This window comes from Pantoea sp. MHSD4, from assembly GCF_021043305.1.
Classification (GTDB): domain Bacteria; phylum Pseudomonadota; class Gammaproteobacteria; order Enterobacterales; family Enterobacteriaceae; genus Pantoea; species Pantoea eucalypti.
This window is the reverse complement of the sequence record NZ_JAJNDH010000001.1, coordinates 975,889-994,182: the sequence shown is the minus strand read 5'-3', so window position 1 is coordinate 994,182 and position 18,294 is coordinate 975,889. Positions and strand designations below refer to the sequence as shown.

Genomic DNA, 18,294 nt, shown 5'->3' with positions numbered 1-18,294 from the left:
CATGGCGGTTTTAACCGCACGGTTCATTGGCGCAAGGGGAACGATGAATCAGCAACCGATGTGCCCTGAAAAAGCGGCAGAGCGTATGCCCCTCTACATCTTCACGACCGCTGTTTTCGCGGGTTTAGTGAATATGGCATTCAGCGCCAGACAGATTAAGCCGAACCCCACCGGTAGCAAAAAATCGTAGCCTAACAGCCGGTAAAGCCCGATTCCGGCTATTCCTCCTGCGAGGAAAGCCAGCAATGTCAGCGTGTGCAGTCGCAGCCGGTCCAGATATAGCGGTGCATCTTTCGGCGAGGTTTTACGCCGTAGCACCTCAAACAGCATCGCCATTTCAATGCCGATGTCGGTCGCTGTGCCAGAAATATGGGTTGTACGAACACGTGCATTAGAGATCCGCGTAACAACCGCATTTTGCAACCCCATCAGGAAGCTCAGGCTCGTGATTAACACCACGCCAGGTGACAGCGGCGGAAAGTGATTCTCGATCACGCCCAGCGCAATCAGCGCGGTGCCCTCCAGCAGGATGACAAACGCATAGATAGTGCGGATGTTTCTGCGGTGCCCGGCATTAATGACGAGGGTCGAAAACAGGGAACCCACAATAAATAACAGGACGATCGACAGAAAAAACAGGCCGGGCCCCAGATTCGCTTTTGCCAGATGATCGGACAACAGCGAGACATTCCCTGTCATGTTGGCTGAAAAAAAACCGACGATCTCAAAGGCTGCGGTATTCAGCGCGCCTGCAGCAGCGGCAAGCGTGCAGGCGAGTCGGGTATCGGCGCTATTGCTGCGGCCATGGGTGCTGGTTAGCATGACGACCCTGTGTTCAATGGAAAGCCTTATAATCCGCCGAATCTCTGCCCGCGACAAGGCGCTGCGTCAAACTCGCCCCTCTCTGCCATGCTTTACTTAGCAGCCCGCTGCTCAGCACGCTGCGCTGCATACACTCAGCGCAGAGTGGGCTGATTAATGCGTTGCCAGCCGGAAGGTGGAGACCGACTGCGTCAGGTACTGCACCTGCTCTTCCAGCGAGGCAGAGGCCGCCGCAGACTCCTGCACCAGCGCCGAGTTCTGCTGAGTAACGCTATCCATCTCGGTGACGGCCTGCTCAATCTGACCGATGCCGCGACTCTGTTCATCAGAGGCCGTGGAGATATGCTCCATCAGCAGATTGACGCGGCTGACCGAGGAGATAATCGCGCTCATGGCATCACCGGTCCGGCTGACCTGATCAGAACCGGCATGAATGATCGAAACCGATTCGGCAATCAGCCCTTCAATCTCTTTGGCAGCGGTGGCGCTGCGCTGGGCAAGATTACGCACTTCCCCTGCCACTACCGCAAAGCCACGTCCCTGCTCACCTGCACGGGCGGCTTCAACGGCTGCGTTCAGCGCCAGAATATTGGTCTGGAAAGCGATGCTGTCGATAACGGTCGTGATCTCTTCAATCTTCTTCGAGCTGGCATTAATCAACGCCATTGATGTCACCACTTCCTGCGAGACTTTTTCACCGCTCTCTGCATTCTTCACCGCTTCACTGGTCAGACGGCAGGCTTCAAAGACGTTTTCGGTATTCTGTTTCACCGTGGCGCCCAGTTGCTCCATGCTGGCCGCCGTTTCAGTCAGTGCGGCGGCCTGCTGTTCGGTACGCGAGGCAAGATCGATGTTACCCGCTGCAATCTCCTGCGAGGCGGTGGAAACGGAGCGGGTTGAATCACGCACCTGCAGAATAATGGTGGTCAGCGCACTGCGCATCTGCTCCAGTGAGCCCATCAGCAGCTGAATTTCGCTGCGTGAACCTGACCTGGCCGGTACCGTGGTATCCAGCACACCCGCCGCAATCAGTTTGCAGTGTTCCTGCGCGTCATTAAGCGGTGAAAGTACGTAGCGCTTCATGAAGATGTAAATGGCAATAATAATGGCAAAAAACAGGACGCCAAACAGCCCAAGCAGCGTAATGCCGGCGGTGAAGTGACTCTGGGCATCGCTGTTCAGCTTTTTAGCATACGTTTCATGCTGGGCCAGCACCCGATCCAGAATGATTTCGTACTGGCGATCAAGGCGAACCACGTTAGGGATCTGACTTTTAAAGCGCACCTGATCATGCGCCTCAGCGGCATCAATTAAGGGTTGTAGTCCCTGCTGACGATAGGCCAGATAAGCCTGACTATAGGCGTCAGCTTCGGCTTCTTCGCCTGGCAGACGCGGCGCATTCATGTAGGCCTGAAATGCGGCATCCGCTTTACCTGCTACGGTCCGCACACTGTCCAGCGTGGCGGGATTGTTTGCGTCGCTGCCCTCAATCTCCTTCATATATTCCATCAGACGGACACGCAGCGTTCGGCTGTGGTTGATCGGGTCAATCACTGAGAGCACCACACGGATCTCTTTGTTAACCGCATTCAGGGAGTGATTGCTCTGAATCAGGAGCCAGGTACTGATTGCCACGCTGGTCAGAAACAAGGCCAGCAGGAAGGAAAATATCATCAGGGAAGATTTTTTTAACGACATTGCGGTGTTCCAGTAATGAGGGGATTAATCGCTATATCGGCAGAAAGAGGTGCCCCATTAGGGTAAGGATTTTTTTAGTTACAATAGGCGGGTGGGCAGTGGTCAGTATCTCCACCAGGAATGGTGCAAACCGCCCGCTGCACCGGGCGGATAACGTGATGCTCACGCCTGAAATGGGCTGGGGTTATGCAACACCCAACGCCATTTTCACCTCATTTGCGATCTTCTCAACCTGCGGGCCATAGATCACCTGAATATCGTGCTCGCTGACACGATTAACACCGTTCGCACCGGTGCTCATCAGCGTCTGATCGACCACCTGATTCATCTCTTTAACCCGAACCCGCAGACGGGTAAAGCAGCAATCGACATCCTCAATGTTGGCCTGCCCACCCAGTCCGCTAATAATCACCTGCGTGCGTTCATCCGCGATCACCTGTTGCGGTTTTTCATCCTCCGACTCCCGGCCCGGTGTTTCCACATTCATTCGGGTAATCACCAGCCGGAAAGCGTAGTAGTAGATCGGCGCATAGATTACGCCCAGCGCCAGCGTCCACCACCAGTGGGTTTTCGCCCCGCCCAGCATGCCGAACACCACCAGGTCGATGACGCCGCCCTGCACATTGCCGATCATCAGATGCAACATCGACATCAGCATAAACGACAGGCCGGTCAGGAAAGCATGCAGCAGGTAGAGCACTGGCGAGACAAAGATAAAGCAGAACTCCAGCGGTTCCGTGATGCCGGTGGTGAATGAGGTCAGTGCGCCCGCCATCACCAGTGCTTTGACCCGCTGTTTATGTTCAGGCCGCGCGGTGTGATAGATCGCCAGTGCCGCCGCGGGCAGGCCAAACATCATGACCGGAATCTTGCCCTGCGCCAGAAACTGCGTGGCGGTGCGCAACGTCTCATCGGGGATCGACCCCGGATGGGTCAGTGAGGCGTTGAAGATGTTCAGCGCGCCGACAACCGTCTGGCCATCGACCACGGCCATGCCGCCAATGGGTGTAAAGCGCACGGTTTCATTGAGAATATGATGCAGGCCGGTGGGGATCAGGATGCGCTCAAAAGCCCCCAACAGAAAAGCACCATACTGGCCGCTTTTACCAATCATCTGTCCAATCCAGGCGATGCCATTGCCAATGGTCGGCCAGATCAGCGCCAGTAACACGCCAATCAGCGGCAGACAGACCACGGTAATGATCGGCACAAAACGCCGTCCGCCAAAAAAGCTGATCGCCGTGGGCAGTTGCTGCGTGTAAAAACGATTGTGCAGCGCCACCGTGATCAGTCCGGCAATGACCCCACCCAGCACGCTCATGTTGTAAGTGAAGACACCCAGCATGTTGATGTACTCCGCCGAGGTCATCATGGCGGTGGTCTGATCCATTCCCGCCTGCTGCAGGGCTGCCGGTGTGGTCGTCGCCGCCGTAATCCCTTTCGCCGCCAGCGTGGCGCTGATGCCGACATTCATCACGATGTAGCCAATCACTGCGGCAAAGGCGGCCGTGGGTTTTTCTGCTTTTGCCAGACCGATGGCACTTGCTACCGCAAAGAAGACGGGCAGATTAGCAAAGAGCGCGCCTGCCACTTTGCGAATAAAGCCAATGATTATCTGGGGCACCTGCATCTGCGCAAAAGCATCGCCGGTCACCGCAGGGTTCTGCATCGCTGCCGCCAGACCGAGAAAAATACCGGCGGCCGCGATGACCGAGATTGGCATCATCAACGCTTTGCCAAACGCATGGATCTGGCTGGTCAGCTGTTTCATGGCGTCACGCTCTCTCTGATAGTGAACAGCAAGTATTAGCCTGTTGTGAGGAGAACTCCCGTTATCAGCCGGTTTAAGGCGGGTAAAATCTGACCACCATCACATTTCAGGCCTGTGCACGATAAACGCCAGCTATCGCACCATTATGTCAATCAATTAGACAAGGTATAACGATAGCTGCAGACTTCCTTTCACCATCAGGCTATAACCTGATAACAAACACCAAACAATAATGCCTACTATAAAAGCCTGCACTCACTATGAAATTTAAACGCCAAATCAAACCCTATCGCGCGGCTGCGGGCGGCTGGGGTTCTCTGGAAGCCACCACGCGTTTCGTGCTTGACAGCAAAGCGGCCCTGAAAAACATGCGCAACCTGATGCGCATGAATAAAGCACGCGGTTTTGACTGTCCGGGCTGCGCCTGGGGTGATGACAACAAAAGTACCTTCAGCTTCTGCGAAAACGGGGCCAAAGCGGTCACCTGGGAAGCGACGCGCCGCATGGTCGACACCGACTTTTTTGCTAAACACAGCGTAACCACGCTCTATACCCAGAGTGATTACTTCCTGGAGTATCAGGGGCGTCTGACCCATCCGCTGCGCTACAACGCGGAAACTGACCACTATGAGCCGATCAGTTGGGAAGATGCGTTTGCGCTGATCGCGCAGCACATCAAGGCGATGGATCATCCGAACCAGATGGAGCTTTACACCTCCGGTCGCGCCAGCAACGAAGCCTCCTGGCTCTATCAGCTGTTTGGTCGCCTGATGGGCACCAATAACTTCCCTGACTGCTCGAATATGTGCCACGAAGCCAGCGGCACCGGCCTGAAGCGCAGTATTGGCGTCGGTAAAGGCACGATTCGTCTGGATGATTTCGATCACGCCGATGCGATTTTCGTCTTCGGTCAGAATCCCGGCACCAACCATCCGCGTATGCTGCACAGCCTGCGTCATGCTGCCGATCATGGTGCGAAGATCGTCACCTTTAATACCCTGCGCGAGCGCGGCCTGGAGCGTTTTGCCGATCCGCAGAAGCCGCTGGAAGTCGTCACTTCAAAAGCGGGTAACATCAGCTCGTCTTATTATCAGCCCAATCTGGGTGGTGATATGGCGGCGGTGCGCGGCATGGTGAAATCCCTGCTGGAGACCCATCGCGCGCGTCTGGCAGCCGGTGAAAGTGGCCTGTTTGACCAGACCTTTATCAATGCTAAAACCAATGGCATTGAGGCCTATCTGGATGCGGTGGATAACACCAGCTGGATGCAGATTGTGGCGCAGTCTGGCCTGACGCAGGCGCAGATCCGTGAAGCGGCGGCGATTTACCAGAGCGCTGACCGGGTGATTTGTACCTGGGCAATGGGCATCACCCAGCACAAACACTCGGTAGACACGGTTCGCGAAATCACCAACCTGCAGTTGCTGTTTGGTCAACTGGGCAAAAAAGGCGCAGGCCTCTGCCCGGTTCGCGGTCACAGCAACGTGCAGGGTAACCGCACCATGGGGATTGATGAGAAACCGGCTAAAGCGTTCCTGGACGCACTGGGTAATCATTTCAATTTCGAGCCACCACGTGCCGCGGGCCATAACACCGTTGAAGCGCTGAACGCGATGCTGCGTGATGAAGTCAAAGTGCTGATCGCGCTGGGTGGCAACCTGGCTGCGGCTGCGCCGGATTCACCGCGCACCGAAGAAGCGATGTCACGCTGTGGTCTGACTGTGCATATCAGTACCAAACTGAATCGCAGCCATCTGGTGCCGGGTCATGAAGGGCTGATTCTGCCGACGCTGGGCCGCACCGAACGCGATCTGCAGGCAACCGGCAATCAGTTTATTACCGTGGAAGACTCCTTTAGCATGGTGCACGCCTCTGAAGGGATTGGTATTCCGCTGGCGGAAACACAGCGTTCTGAGACCTGGATTGTTGCCGGTATCGCGCAGGCGGTGCTGGGTGATGAGAAAGTGAAATGGCGCGAGCTGGCCGGTGATTACAACCTGATTCGTGAGCATATCGCGGCAACGATTCCGGGCTTTGCCGACTTCAATGCGAAATGTGATATCCCCGGCGGTTTCTACCTGGGTAATGCCGCTGCCGAGTTGCGCTTCAATACGCCGAGCCAGAAAGCAGAGTTCAATGCCGCGGCGCTGCCGACCTCGCTGTTCCCGAATCTGGATCAAGAGGTCCCTTTCACTCTTCAGACGCTGCGTTCACATGACCAGTACAACACCACGATTTACGGCCTTGATGACCGTTACCGTGGCGTGTTTGGTCAGCGCGAAGTGGTGTTCATCAACCCGGATGATATGACAGACCTTGGTTTCACCGAAGGTCAGAATGTCGATATCGAGACACTCTGGAATGATGGCATTACCCGTCGCGTCAGCGGCTTCAAACTGGTTCCCTATAATATTCCGCGCGGTAATCTGGCGGCTTATTACCCGGAAACCAACCCGCTGGTGCCGCTGAACAGCTTTGGTGATGGCAGTGGCACACCGACCTCTAAGTCGGTGCCGGTGAAGCTGGAACTGTCAGCGGCACTGCCTGAACAGCGCATTGCCTGACCTCCCTTTCACTCCTCTCTGAAAAGCCGGTTCGTCCGGCTTTTTGCCTTGCCGCGCGCCGCCGAATCGCGTAAAACTGTCAGCCGCAATCAGGCCACGAAACGTAAAAATTATGTTCCAGGATAACCCGCTGCTCGCGCAGCTGAAACAGAAGCTCCATTCGCAAACGCCTCGAGCTGAAGGCGTCGTTAAAGGCACCGAAAAAGGCTTCGGCTTTCTGGAAGTCGATGCGCAGAAAAGTTACTTCATTCCGCCCCCGCAGATGAAGAAAGTGATGCATGGTGACCGTATTACCGCTGTGATCCATAGCGAGAAAGATCGCGAAAGCGCTGAGCCGGAAACGCTGGTTGAGCCGTTCCTGACCCGCTTTGTTGGTCGGGTGCAGAAGAAAGACGATCGCCTGTCGATTGTGCCGGACCATCCCCTGCTGAAAGATGCGATCCCGTGTCGCCCCGCACGCGATGTCAGCCATGAGTTTGAGAATGGCGACTGGGCAGTAGCAGAAATGCGTCGCCATCCGTTAAAAGGCGATCGCGGCTTCTATGCCGAACTTACCGATTTTATTGTCAAAGCTGATGACCATCTTGCTCCGTGGTGGGTGACGCTGTCGCGTCATAACCTTGAGCGTGAAGCACCTGATGTCAGCTTTGGCGAGATGATGGATGAAAACCTGACGCGTGAAGATCTGACCGCGCTGGATTTCGTCACCATCGACAGCGCCAGCACCCAGGATATGGATGATGCGCTCTATGCAGAAGCACAGGACGACGGCACCCTGCGTCTGACTATCGCTATCGCCGATCCGACCGCCTATGTGGCAGAGGGCAGTCAGCTTGATAAGCTGGCGGCACAGCGTGCGTTTACCAACTACCTGCCGGGCTTTAATATCCCGATGCTGCCGCGCGAACTCTCTGATGATGTCTGCTCGCTGCGTCCGAATGTGCGTCGTCCGGCGCTGGCCTGCCGCGTCACGGTAGCTGCCGATGGCACCCTGGGTGATGACGTCGAGTTCTTTGCTGCCTGGATCGAGTCTAAAGCCAAGCTGGCTTATGACGATGTCTCTGACTGGCTGGAAAACAGCGGCACATGGCAGCCAGAAAGCGAGGCGATTGCTGAACAGATTCGCTTGTTGCACCGCCTTTGCCTGGCGCGCAGCGAGTGGCGTCAGACCCACGCGCTGGTGTTTAAGGACCGTCCGGATTACCGCTTCCTGCTCGGTGATAAAGGCGAAGTGCTGGAAATTGTGGCTGAACCTCGCCGCATCGCTAACCGTATTGTTGAAGAGTCCATGATTCTGGCCAACGTCTGCGCGGCAAAAGTGCTGCGTGATCGTCTGGGCTTTGGTATTTACAACGTGCATGCCGGTTTCGATGCCACCAATGCTGAACAGGCTGCCGCGGTACTGGCCAATCACGGTATTACCGTGGATGCGCAGGCGATCACCACACTGGAAGGTTTCCGTGTGCTGCGTCGTGAGCTGGACGCCCTGCCGACCCAGTTTCTTGATAGCCGTATCCGTCGTTTCCAGACTTTCGCTGAGATCAGCACCGAGCCCGGCCCGCACTTCGGTCTGGGTCTGGAGGCTTACGCCACCTGGACCTCACCGATTCGTAAGTTCGGCGACATGATCAACCATCGTCTGCTTAAAGCAATTATTCGCGGTGAGTCGATCGCACGTCCGGATGATGCGGTGACGGTAACGATGAGTGAACGCCGTCGCCTGAACCGGATGGCGGAACGTGACGTTGGTGACTGGCTCTACGCCCGTTATCTTGCACCCTTTGCGGCTACCGATCGTCGTTTCAGCGCCGAGATTATCGACGTGTCGCGTGGCGGCATGCGTGTTCGCCTGGTCGAGTTTGGTGCGGTTGCCTTTATCCCGGCACCGTTCATTCACGCGGTGCGTGATGAGCTGGTCTTAAGTCAGGAGAATGGCAGCGTACAGATCAAAGGTGACGTGGTTTACCGTGTGACCGACGTGATTGATGTCACCATCGCCGAAGTCCGCATGGAAACTCGCAGCGTCGTGGCCCGGCCCGCCGTCTGAATGTCGCGTATTTAAGCGCTGACACAAGCGGGATAACGCTGGTTATCCCGCCCTTTCCCGCCCCGTTCTGATTGCAAAAAAGTTAAATTTGTACCCCGCTTCACACTTCTCCACTGATTAACTTTCACTTACATTCCATTACATTAAGTTTAACTCGTTGTTTTCGATCGCTTTCCTCTCGGTCCTCACAAGGAGTTAGTCATGAAGAACGTCAAAACCAGTGTGATCTGGTTAGTGGTGGCGTTAATCGGCGCGGGCGCTTTCGCCATGCTGGCCCTCAGCCGCGGCGAACACGTCAATGCAGTCTGGCTGGTGATCGCCGCTGTCGCCTGTTACAGCATCGCTTACCGCTTCTACAGCCTGTTTATCGCCCGCAATATTTTTGAACTGGACGACCGCCGGATGACGCCTGCCGAGCGGCTGAGCGACGGGCTTGATTATGTTCCCACCAATAAATGGGTGCTGTTTGGCCACCATTTCGCGGCCATTGCGGGCGCCGGTCCTCTGGTCGGTCCGATTCTGGCCGCGCAGATGGGGTTTCTGCCGGGCACTATCTGGATTCTGGTCGGGGTGATGCTGGCAGGCGCGGTTCAGGATTTCCTGATCCTGTTTATCTCGACCCGCCGTGATGGCCGTTCGCTGGGTGAAATGGCGCGGCAGGAGCTGGGCGCATTCGCCGGTGTCGTGACAATGCTCGGCGCGCTGGGCGTGATGATCATCATCCTGTCGGCGCTGGCGCTGGTCGTCGTGAAGGCACTGGCGAACAGCCCGTGGGGGTTGTTCACTATCGCGGCCACCATTCCGATTGCGCTGTTTATGGGCGTCTACATGCGCTTTATCCGCCCCGGTAAAATCGCCGAAGTGTCATTGATTGGCTTTGTGCTGATGATGGCGGCGATTATTTATGGCGGCGACGTGGCACAACATCCGTACTGGGGCCCCTTCTTTACCCTGAAAGGCACCTCGCTGACCTGGGTTCTCGTCATCTATGGCTTTATTGCTTCTGTGCTGCCGGTCTGGCTGCTGCTGGCACCGCGCGACTACCTCTCCACTTTTCTTAAAATAGGCGTGATTGTCGGCCTGGCGGTGGGCATTGTCTTTGCCATGCCAGAGATGAAAATGCCAGCAGTGACCAAATTTATCGACGGTACCGGTCCGGTATTCTCCGGCGCGATGTTCCCGTTCCTGTTCATTACCATTGCCTGCGGAGCAATCTCAGGCTTCCATGCGCTGGTCTCCAGCGGCACTACACCAAAACTGGTGGAGAGGGAGAGTCATATCCGCTTTATTGGCTATGGCGCGATGCTGATGGAGTCTTTTGTGGCGATCATGGCGCTGATTTGTGCCTCGGTGCTGGATCCCGGCGTCTATTTTGCCATGAACTCCCCTGCCGCGCTGATTGGTACCACCGTTGAGAGCGCCTCTCAGGTCATTAATGGCTGGGGCTTTGTGGTCACGCCAGAAATGCTGAGTGGCATCGCCCGCGATGTCGGTGAAGGTTCCATTCTCTCTCGCGCAGGCGGCGCACCTACCTTCGCAGTGGGAATGGCCCATATTATTACCGAGATCTTCAACAGTCGGGCGATGATGGCATTCTGGTATCACTTCGCCATTCTGTTTGAAGCGCTATTTATCCTGACCGCGGTTGATGCCGGTACCCGCGCCTGCCGCTTTATGGTGCAGGATCTGGTGGGAACAGTGGTGCCTTCTATGGCGAACAACCGTTCCTGGCTGGGTAATATGGCGGGCACGACAGTCGCCGTTGCAGGCTGGGGTTTCTTTGTTTATCAGGGCGTGGTCGACCCGCTGGGCGGCATTAATACCCTGTGGCCACTTTTTGGTATCGGCAATCAGATGCTGGCCTCGATGGCGCTGATTCTCGGTACTGTGGTGCTCTTCAAAATGAAAAAGCAGCGTTACGCCTGGGTGACGATTCTGCCGACCGTCTGGTTGTTTATCACCTCAATGACCGCGGCCTGGCAGAAAATCTTCCATGAGAAACCTTCTATCGGTTTCCTGGCGCAGGCGAATAAATTCCGCAAAGGGCTGGATGAAGGCGTGATCATCGCGCCAGCAAAAAGCGTGGCGGATATGCAGACCATCGTGTTCAGCAATCAGATTAACGCCGCGCTTTGTGCCTTCTTTATGCTGGTGGCAGTCACTATGCTGATCTCGGCATTCTTTGTCATTCGTCGTGCACTGAACAGTTCGGTGCCGACCACCCGCGAGACGCCGGTAGCAATGCGCAACAAGGAGGTGCGCCATGTCTGATGCTATTCATCAGGTCCACCGTCCACACGGTGACTGGCAGATTCTGCACTGTAATGTGATTGCTGCTTCTCCGCCGCAGAGGTTTAGCTGGCGGGGATTCTGGCGCGGCCTGCAACAATGTTTTCGCTTAATGGTCGGGGTGCAGGATTATCAAAAATATCTGCAGCATATGCGACGGCATCATCCCGGACAGGCGCCGATGAGCGAGCGCGATTTTCACCGTTATTGCCTGGATGCGCGCTTCCCCAGCCAGGCCGGTAAACTGGGCAAATGTCCCTGCTGAACGCACTGAACAGCCCCGCACCGTCGGGGCTTTTTTGTGCCATTCTTATCTGGATGGGAAAATATATTTGGTTTGCACCTTGTGCTTGCCTCAGATGATGAATACTGTTGCTAAAATAATGAGATAACGCCTGCAGAGCACTTCCCGGAGGAAGTTTCCATGACCGATGAACAAGGGCAAACGTTGTTGTACACCCTTTTTGGTACAACCAGCCCTCATTGGCGTCTGACCGCGGACAGCGATGCATTGCATTTTGCCGAAGATGAGTCGTCACAAACTAATATCGCCCTGCCGCTGACACCCGGCCAGGCTGCAATGATCCGCGCAATGCCCGTCATTACTTCAAGTATCAATCTGACCATGTCCCTGCAAGGCATTGATGTGCCAATGCATTTTGTCGGACGTAAAGTGAACCAGGCCTCCTGGGCCGGAACTGCTTCTGCCTGGGGAGATACGTCTGCGGTCGCCCGTGACCTGACCCTGGGCCTTTCATTCGCCGAACAGGTGGTTTCTGAAGCTAATTCAGTGATTGTTATCCTCGATCAGCGTGGCAATATTCAGCGTTTTAACCGCCTGAGTGAAGAATATACCGGTCTGAATGAACATGAAGTTATAGGCCGAAATGTCTTTCAGTTGTTTATGACCCGCCAGGAAGCCTCACAGTCGCGGCGCAACATTGCAGGCTTCTTCCGTGACGGTAACTCGTACGAGGTGGAGCGCTGGGTTAAAACCAAAAAGGGCCAGCGACTGTTTCTGTTTCGTAATAAGTTTGTTCACAGCGGCAGCGGCAAAAATGAAATTTTCCTCATCTGTTCTGGTACAGACATTACCGAGGAGCGACGTGCCCAGGAACGCCTCCGGGTGCTGGCAAACACCGATACGGTCACCGGTTTACCTAATCGCAACGCCATTCATCAGCAGATTAGCCTGGCGCTGGAGCGCGCCGGGCATGATGAGACCGGTGTCGTCTATCTCGATCTCGATAATTTCAAAAAAGTGAACGACGCCTACGGTCATATGTTCGGCGATCAATTACTGCAGGCGGTCTCTCTCGCGATTCTTAGCTGTCTGGGTAAGGACCAGACGCTGGGTCGCTTGGGTGGCGATGAGTTTGTGGTGCTGGCTGAACACACCAGCCAGGCTGCGCTGGAGGCGATGTCCTCCCGCATTCTTGAGCGCCTGCGACAGCCTTTCCGTATCGGACTGATTGAAGTTTACAGTGGCTGTTCCATAGGCATCGCTTTCGCACCGCTGCATGGCGAAGATAGAGAGAGCCTGATTCGTAACGCGGACACCGCGATGTATCACGCTAAAGAGAATGGTCGCGGCAAGTTCTGTGTCTTTGCCGCCGAGATGAACCAGCGGGTCTTTGAGTATCTGTGGCTGGACACCAACCTGCGCAAGGCGCTTGAACTCGATCATCTGCTGGTACATTACCAGCCCAAAATTGATAGCGATGGACAGGTTCGCAGCGCCGAGGCATTAGTACGCTGGAACTCACCAGAGCGTGGTATGGTTTCGCCCGCAGATTTTATTCCCTATGCCGAAGAGTCGGGGCTGATTGTGCCGCTGGGACGCTGGGTAATGCTCAACGTGCTTCAGCAGATTATCGTCTGGCGTCAGCAGGGTATTTTCCTGCGCGTCGCTGTCAATGTGTCTGCCCGTCAGCTGCTCGACCAAAGTATCTACACCGATCTGAAACAGGCACTGCATGAGGCGAATATCACTGATTGTCCGATTGATATTGAGCTCACAGAAAGTTGTCTGATTGAGAATGAAACTGAAGCGCTGAAGCTGATGAAACAGTTTCAGGAGCTGGGCGCACAGGTTCATCTGGATGATTTTGGCACCGGTTACTCTTCGCTTTCTCAGCTCGCACGTGTGCCGATCAATGCGATTAAGCTCGATCAAAGCTTTATCCGCGACATCAATAAACAGCCGGTATCACAATCGCTGGTGCGTGCAATCGTCGCCGTCGCGAAGGCGCTTGATTTGCAGGTGATTGCAGAAGGTATTGAGACGCCGGATGAAGAGAAGTTCGTGCTTAAAAGTGGTGTTGATGGGCGTCAGGGTTACTATTACGCAAAACCAATGCCCGCGGAACAATTTGGGCATTGGCTGGCTAAGCATCCTGCCCGCGTTTAATGCTGGTCCGGATTAACCCGCTTTACGCAGTGATGCGCTGTGGCGGTTTTGTAACTGTACCAGGCGTTCCATGTAAGCAATATCTTTAGGTTCGATAGTAAACGCGTAATCGACCCAATCTTCTGTGATATCCATGAGCTCAGCGCGTGACAATTGCAGCACGCGCTGGCGCGCTTTCAGCATCGCCCGCACGCCATTGAGTTTAGGCCGTAACGTGTCGATAAAGGTTCGAGTGGCACGATAGCTGTCGCCTGGCTGGAAGACCTTATCGACCAGTCCACGCGTCTCATACCACTCAGCGCTGTGAGACTCCCCTTCACAAATCAGCTCTTCGGCCAGTTTCATGCCGGAACGACGTGCCACCAGTGAGTAGCCGCCCATACCAGGGAACAGGTTAAAAGCAATTTCCGGGAAGCCCATCCGTGCATTGTTTTGCGCCAGGATGAAGTGATGCGCCAGCGCCGCTTCGAATCCGCCGCCTAACGCACTGCCCTCGATCATCGCCAGCGTCACCGCGCCTGTATCAAAACCGCGTGCTGCAGAATGGATGCAGTCCACGCAGGCACGCGCATAAGCCCGGAGCGCCTCGCGGCGGTTGTTGCGAATGCACTCAACAAAGAAGCGCAGATCGCCACCGGCGTTGAACATTTGCGGAACCAGTGACCCGGTGACCCAGAAGTCGATTGGCAGGCCCGAACGCTGAGCGGCATAGCTCAGGTTCATGATCTCCTCAATCAGTTCATGGTTGAAACTCGGACGGGGCTGTGCACGCAACATCATCCACATGGTACGACGCCCTTCTTCGTAATAGGCGACTAACTGCGTGGTATTGCCGACTTCGGTAAATAATCTGCACGTTGCTTGGTTAATAACTGTCATTGTCTCATCCTCTGTTTATATTTTGATGCGTTAAATACGCCACATCAGCGTAATGCAGAGTGAGGCCAGACCAAATGAGAGATTGATTTACAACACAAAATCCAGAGTGATCCCCGACTGGCGCGCCGGGGATTGATTAGGCAGGTTACTTAATAGCGGCACGCTGCCCGACGGCAACATGGAGACGCTTAAGGCGTTTTGAATAGATAGCGGTGATAATGGGCACCAGCACTGAGGTCACAATGACAGATGTGGCAACCAGCGCCGTTGCGGCAGGCGCAACCGGTTTAAACTGCGGCAACATCTCGGCAATCAGTACGGGTGTCGCCACTGCGGCGCCTGCCGTACTGGATGCGGCTATACCGGCCGTGCCATCCCCGCCGCCAATCAGCCGGTCGGCCAGAATAAGCGGGATACCTGTAATGATGATCACGGCGATGCCCAGCATGATGCCCAGCAGTCCGGTTTCCGCAATCACGCCCAGGTTAATGGTGTTACCCAGCGCAAAAGCGAAAAAAGGAATCAGCGTATGTACCGCTTTTCCGAAGAAGTCACGCAATTCCGGATCAAGATTCCCTAATGCAAATCCGACCACAAACGGCAGGACAGCGCCCACAAACACGTGTGGCTCGAATGAGGCGATACCCGCAGTACCCAGAATAACCATGGTCATTAATGGCCCGGACTCCAGTGACATCAGCACAAACGCGCCAGCCTCCTCTTTGGAACCGTATTGCTGCATGATCGAGGCATACAAGCCGCCATTCGTCATGTCCATTGCAGCTACCAGCGCCAGCGTGGATAAGCCCGCGAACATCCCCACTTCTATCCCATTCTCCGGCATCACGCGTGAGGCGATAGCCGCCACAACCCAGGCAACGGCAATTTTCGTTAACACCAGCGTGCCTGATTTACGCAGTACCGTGCCGGTAGCGCTGAGCTTTATCGATGCTCCCATACAGAAGAACCAGACGGCCAGAATCGGCACCGTCCCCGTCATCAGACCGTTGGTGAAAGAGCCGAAGTATTTCCCGGCGCCGGGAGAGAATGTATGGCAGAGTGCGCCGATAAACAGCGGAATAAGCATCATGCCGCCCGGAATTTTGTCTATTGCCCGTTTGATGTGCATACAGGTTTCACCTTTGCTTTGCCAGTGTTGGAGCAGGAAGTGCCCGAAGGCGATGAAAGCAAAGTAGTGATTTGAGGTTATTAAAACAGTGATCGTCTCGATATAAATGAAACACTGTTTTATTTTTTCAGGATTGATGTTTTGATAACTATGATGGGGATCGCCATACCAGCGGCAATGGCGACAAAAAAAGGGACGCCATCGCGTCCCGTTCGTTATTTTTGCCCGTACCAGGCATTCTCACCGTGCTTCCGCAGGTAGTGCAGATCGAGCAGCGTCTGATTAATGGGCGGCAGGTTAGCAGTAAGCTGCTGGCTAAAGAGCCCCATATAGGCCACCTCCTCCAGGACAACCGCGCTGTGTACAGCGGCATGGGCGTCTTTACCCCAGGCAAATGGGCCGTGGGAGTTGACCAGTACCCCCGGGATCGCCGAAGGCGATAATCCGCACTGCGCGAACGTCTCAATAATCACTTCGCCCGTGTTCCACTCGTACTCGTGCTGAATCTCTTCGTTACGCATCGCGCGGGTGCAGGGGATCTCGCCATAGAAATCGTCGGCGTGGGTTGTTCCCCAGGCCGGAATGGGTCGTCCTGCCTGCGCCCAGATGGTCGCATGACGAGAATGCGTATGGACAATGCCACCGACTTCCGGCCAGGCGAGATAGAGCGCACGATGCGTCGCCGTGTCCGATGAAGGGCGTTTATCCCCTTCTACTACATTGCCACTCGCCAGATCGACCACAACCATGTCGTCGCGCTTCATCACTTCATAGCGCACGCCGGAAGGTTTAATCACCAGCAAACCCTGCTCGCGATCAATCGCGCTGACATTCCCCCAGGTAAAGGTCACCAGGTTGTATTTGGGTAGATCCAGATTCGCTTCCAGAACCTGTTGTTTAAGGTGTTCCAGCATCTCTTTTCTCCTGCTGACAATCGTCCCTGAATTTTGCGGAGTCGGACGCGAAAGAGTTATGGAGCAAATGGCTATAAACGCAGAAGGAATGGCTGTGAATGAAAAAATGTGTCGTGATTTCAGAATTTTCCATCTTCGGAATTATTGCAGAACGCTTAGAATCCTCTCAGACAATGCGTGGACCTGTTGGCCTGTCGCATTGTGACTCACCCGCTACAAACGGTTTGTCCATGGTGATCACATTTCTATGCCGTCAGGGATGAGGCAATAATGCGACACAAGCGGGCTGAGGAAATATCGGAGCTATACTAAGAGTGTTGCCTCTGTGAGCACATCAAAGGAGAAGTGTATGACTACAACAATGAAACGAATCACTGCCGTTGTACTGGCTACCACGTTAGCTGTTGCCCTGAGCGGCTGTTCTAACTGGTCTAAGCGTGACCGCAACACCGCCATTGGCGCGGGCGCGGGTGCGATTGGGGGTTCAGTATTGACCAATGGTAGCGCGCTCGGCACAGTCGGTGGCGCCGCAGTTGGTGGTATTATCGGTCATCAGGTCCACTAAGGACCTTATTAAAAGAATAAACGGCTACGCTAAGCATCTACATGACCATCGGGCTACTTCGGTAGCCCGATTTTTTTAATTCAGCCGCCCGCCAGTTTGACTTTCATCCCTTTAGCTTCCAGCAGGCTTTTCAGTAAATCGCGTTTGTCACCCTGAATCTCGATAACACCCTCTTTTACCGATCCACCACAGCCACACTTCTTTTTCAGTTCAGCGGCCAGCAGCGTCAGTGCTGCATCATCCAGATCAATGCCGGTGATCAGACAGACGCCTTTGCCTTTGCGTCCGCTGGTCTGGCGCTGGATGCGTACAATGCCATCCCCTTTTGGCCGCTCTGCTTTAGTCTCAGGCTGGGTAATGCGCCCGCTGTCGGTGGAGTAAACCAGTCGATTATCATCTGCCATTATGGTGTCTCCAGACTGTGCAGGATCGCCTGCAGGGTGGCGGCGGGATCGGCGGATTGGGTGATCGGACGCCCTATCACCATGTAGTCTACGCCCGCCTGCTTCGCCTGCTGGGGTGTCATGATGCGACGCTGATCGCCTGCATCGCTGCCTGCCGGGCGAATTCCCGGCGTGATCAGCGCAAAATCCTGACCCAGAACCTGTTTGAAGCGAACCGCTTCATGTGCAGAACAGACCACGCCATCCAGCCCGCATGATTGCGTCAGCTTCGCCAGTCGTTCTGCCTGTTCGGCAGGCGAAAGTGTAATGCCCAGCTCTTTGAGATCGTCTGTATCCATGCTGGTCAGTACGGTCACCGCAATTAGCAGAGGCGCATCTTTGCCAAAAGGAAGCAGCGCCTCGCGCGCTGCGTTCATCATCCGCGCGCCACCGCTGGCATGGACGTTGACCATCCAGACGCCGAGATCGGCAGCAGCAGCCACGGCATGGGCAGTGGTGTTAGGAATATCGTGGAATTTCAGATCGAGAAAGAGCTCAAAACCGCGCTGCTGCAGGGTTTTAACCAGCGAGGGTCCGAACAGCGTAAACATCTCTTTGCCCACTTTCAGTCGGCAACTGCGGGGATCAATCTGGTCTACGAAACGCAGCGCGCTGTCGAGGTCATGGTAATCCAGCGCGACCAGAATCGGCGAAGCGGTCACATTGTGGGGTGAAGGCATGGCATTTCCTCTGCAACAGGCGCCCGCAGGCGCATTAGACAAACGGCAAGCATTCTACCTGCGGTATCTGACCATCACAATCG

General features: G+C 55.1%; 14 protein-coding genes. 6 read left to right on the top strand and 8 right to left on the bottom strand.

Annotated elements, in window-relative coordinates:
- Window positions 1-93: 93 nt before the first annotated feature.
- From LQK91_RS04570 to LQK91_RS04560, 3 genes are all read right to left on the bottom strand, one after another.
- Window positions 94-822, bottom strand: coding sequence for a YoaK family protein (locus tag LQK91_RS04570; RefSeq protein WP_008925266.1), 729 nt, complete (start codon window positions 820-822; stop codon window positions 94-96).
- Between the two features lie 153 nt (window positions 823-975).
- Window positions 976-2,520 carry a methyl-accepting chemotaxis protein gene (locus tag LQK91_RS04565; protein WP_003853826.1) on the bottom strand — a complete coding sequence of 515 codons (1,545 nt, stop codon included), beginning with the start codon at window positions 2,518-2,520 and terminating at the stop codon, window positions 976-978.
- 184 nt (window positions 2,521-2,704) lie between these two features.
- Window positions 2,705-4,291, bottom strand: coding sequence for a PTS transporter subunit EIIC (locus LQK91_RS04560; protein ID WP_078804455.1), 1,587 nt, complete (start codon window positions 4,289-4,291; stop codon window positions 2,705-2,707).
- Between the two features lie 260 nt (window positions 4,292-4,551).
- On the opposite strand from LQK91_RS04560, the gene LQK91_RS04555 reads away from it, so the two are divergent.
- The 5 genes from LQK91_RS04555 (at window position 4,552) to pdeR (ending at window position 13,601) form a co-directional block, all read left to right on the top strand.
- Window positions 4,552-6,855 (top strand): FdhF/YdeP family oxidoreductase, encoded by a 2,304-nt coding sequence (locus LQK91_RS04555; protein WP_039660145.1) that lies wholly within the window; start codon window positions 4,552-4,554, stop codon window positions 6,853-6,855.
- Between the two features lie 112 nt (window positions 6,856-6,967).
- Window positions 6,968-8,902, top strand: coding sequence for an exoribonuclease II (locus tag LQK91_RS04550; RefSeq protein ID WP_105099141.1), 1,935 nt, complete (start codon window positions 6,968-6,970; stop codon window positions 8,900-8,902).
- 201 nt (window positions 8,903-9,103) lie between these two features.
- Window positions 9,104-11,173 carry a carbon starvation CstA family protein gene (locus tag LQK91_RS04545; protein ID WP_105099140.1) on the top strand — a complete coding sequence of 690 codons (2,070 nt, stop codon included), beginning with the start codon at window positions 9,104-9,106 and terminating at the stop codon, window positions 11,171-11,173.
- Window positions 11,166-11,456 carry a YbdD/YjiX family protein gene (locus LQK91_RS04540; RefSeq protein ID WP_003853839.1) on the top strand — a complete coding sequence of 97 codons (291 nt, stop codon included), beginning with the start codon at window positions 11,166-11,168 and terminating at the stop codon, window positions 11,454-11,456. Before LQK91_RS04545 ends, LQK91_RS04540 begins: the two co-directional genes overlap by 8 nt.
- Before the next feature lie 159 nt (window positions 11,457-11,615).
- Window positions 11,616-13,601, top strand: coding sequence for a cyclic di-GMP phosphodiesterase (pdeR, locus tag LQK91_RS04535; protein ID WP_105099139.1), 1,986 nt, complete (start codon window positions 11,616-11,618; stop codon window positions 13,599-13,601).
- 12 nt (window positions 13,602-13,613) lie between these two features.
- Here the strand turns inward: pdeR and LQK91_RS04530 are convergent, their stop codons facing one another.
- The 3 genes from LQK91_RS04530 to araD form a co-directional block, all read right to left on the bottom strand.
- A complete protein-coding gene (locus LQK91_RS04530) occupies window positions 13,614-14,480 on the bottom strand; it encodes a crotonase/enoyl-CoA hydratase family protein (protein ID WP_003853843.1) in 867 nt (288 codons plus the stop codon).
- 145 nt (window positions 14,481-14,625) lie between these two features.
- Window positions 14,626-15,609, bottom strand: a complete 984-nt coding sequence (kdgT, locus tag LQK91_RS04525; protein WP_105099138.1) for a 2-keto-3-deoxygluconate transporter — start codon at window positions 15,607-15,609, stop codon at window positions 14,626-14,628.
- A 215-nt stretch (window positions 15,610-15,824) separates the two neighbouring features.
- A complete protein-coding gene (gene araD / locus LQK91_RS04520; protein WP_105099137.1) occupies window positions 15,825-16,523 on the bottom strand; it encodes an L-ribulose-5-phosphate 4-epimerase in 699 nt (232 codons plus the stop codon).
- A 349-nt stretch (window positions 16,524-16,872) separates the two neighbouring features.
- Here araD and osmB point away from each other — a divergent pair, with 349 nt between their 5' ends.
- A complete protein-coding gene (gene osmB, locus LQK91_RS04515) occupies window positions 16,873-17,088 on the top strand; it encodes an osmotically-inducible lipoprotein OsmB (RefSeq protein WP_003853848.1) in 216 nt (71 codons plus the stop codon).
- Between the two features lie 80 nt (window positions 17,089-17,168).
- Here the strand turns inward: osmB and yciH are convergent, their stop codons facing one another.
- Both yciH and pyrF read right to left on the bottom strand, forming a co-directional pair.
- On the bottom strand, window positions 17,169-17,492 hold the full coding sequence (gene yciH, locus LQK91_RS04510; RefSeq protein WP_039660138.1) for a stress response translation initiation inhibitor YciH: 324 nt from the start codon (window positions 17,490-17,492) through the stop codon (window positions 17,169-17,171).
- Window positions 17,492-18,211 (bottom strand): orotidine-5'-phosphate decarboxylase, encoded by a 720-nt coding sequence (gene pyrF / locus LQK91_RS04505; protein ID WP_105099136.1) that lies wholly within the window; start codon window positions 18,209-18,211, stop codon window positions 17,492-17,494. Before pyrF ends, yciH begins: the two co-directional genes overlap by 1 nt.
- Between the last annotated feature and the right edge of the window lie 83 nt (window positions 18,212-18,294).

Excerpts from the sequence above, each read along its gene's own strand:
- araD (WP_105099137.1), bottom strand. The coding sequence starts at position 16,523 with ATGCTGGAACACCTTAAACAACAGGTTCTGGAAGCGAATCTGGATCTA.
- LQK91_RS04540 (WP_003853839.1), top strand. The coding sequence starts at position 11,166 with ATGTCTGATGCTATTCATCAGGTCCACCGTCCACACGGTGACTGGCAG.
- LQK91_RS04550 (WP_105099141.1), top strand. The coding sequence starts at position 6,968 with ATGTTCCAGGATAACCCGCTGCTCGCGCAGCTGAAACAGAAGCTCCAT.
- pdeR (WP_105099139.1), top strand. The coding sequence starts at position 11,616 with ATGACCGATGAACAAGGGCAAACGTTGTTGTACACCCTTTTTGGTACA.
- LQK91_RS04570 (WP_008925266.1), bottom strand. The coding sequence starts at position 822 with ATGCTAACCAGCACCCATGGCCGCAGCAATAGCGCCGATACCCGACTC.
- kdgT (WP_105099138.1), bottom strand. The coding sequence starts at position 15,609 with ATGCACATCAAACGGGCAATAGACAAAATTCCGGGCGGCATGATGCTT.
- LQK91_RS04565 (WP_003853826.1), bottom strand. The coding sequence starts at position 2,520 with ATGTCGTTAAAAAAATCTTCCCTGATGATATTTTCCTTCCTGCTGGCC.
- pyrF (WP_105099136.1), bottom strand. The coding sequence starts at position 18,211 with ATGCCTTCACCCCACAATGTGACCGCTTCGCCGATTCTGGTCGCGCTG.
- LQK91_RS04555 (WP_039660145.1), top strand. The coding sequence starts at position 4,552 with ATGAAATTTAAACGCCAAATCAAACCCTATCGCGCGGCTGCGGGCGGC.
- LQK91_RS04530 (WP_003853843.1), bottom strand. The coding sequence starts at position 14,480 with ATGACAGTTATTAACCAAGCAACGTGCAGATTATTTACCGAAGTCGGC.
- LQK91_RS04545 (WP_105099140.1), top strand. The coding sequence starts at position 9,104 with ATGAAGAACGTCAAAACCAGTGTGATCTGGTTAGTGGTGGCGTTAATC.
- LQK91_RS04560 (WP_078804455.1), bottom strand. The coding sequence starts at position 4,291 with ATGAAACAGCTGACCAGCCAGATCCATGCGTTTGGCAAAGCGTTGATG.
- osmB (WP_003853848.1), top strand. The coding sequence starts at position 16,873 with ATGACTACAACAATGAAACGAATCACTGCCGTTGTACTGGCTACCACG.
- yciH (WP_039660138.1), bottom strand. The coding sequence starts at position 17,492 with ATGGCAGATGATAATCGACTGGTTTACTCCACCGACAGCGGGCGCATT.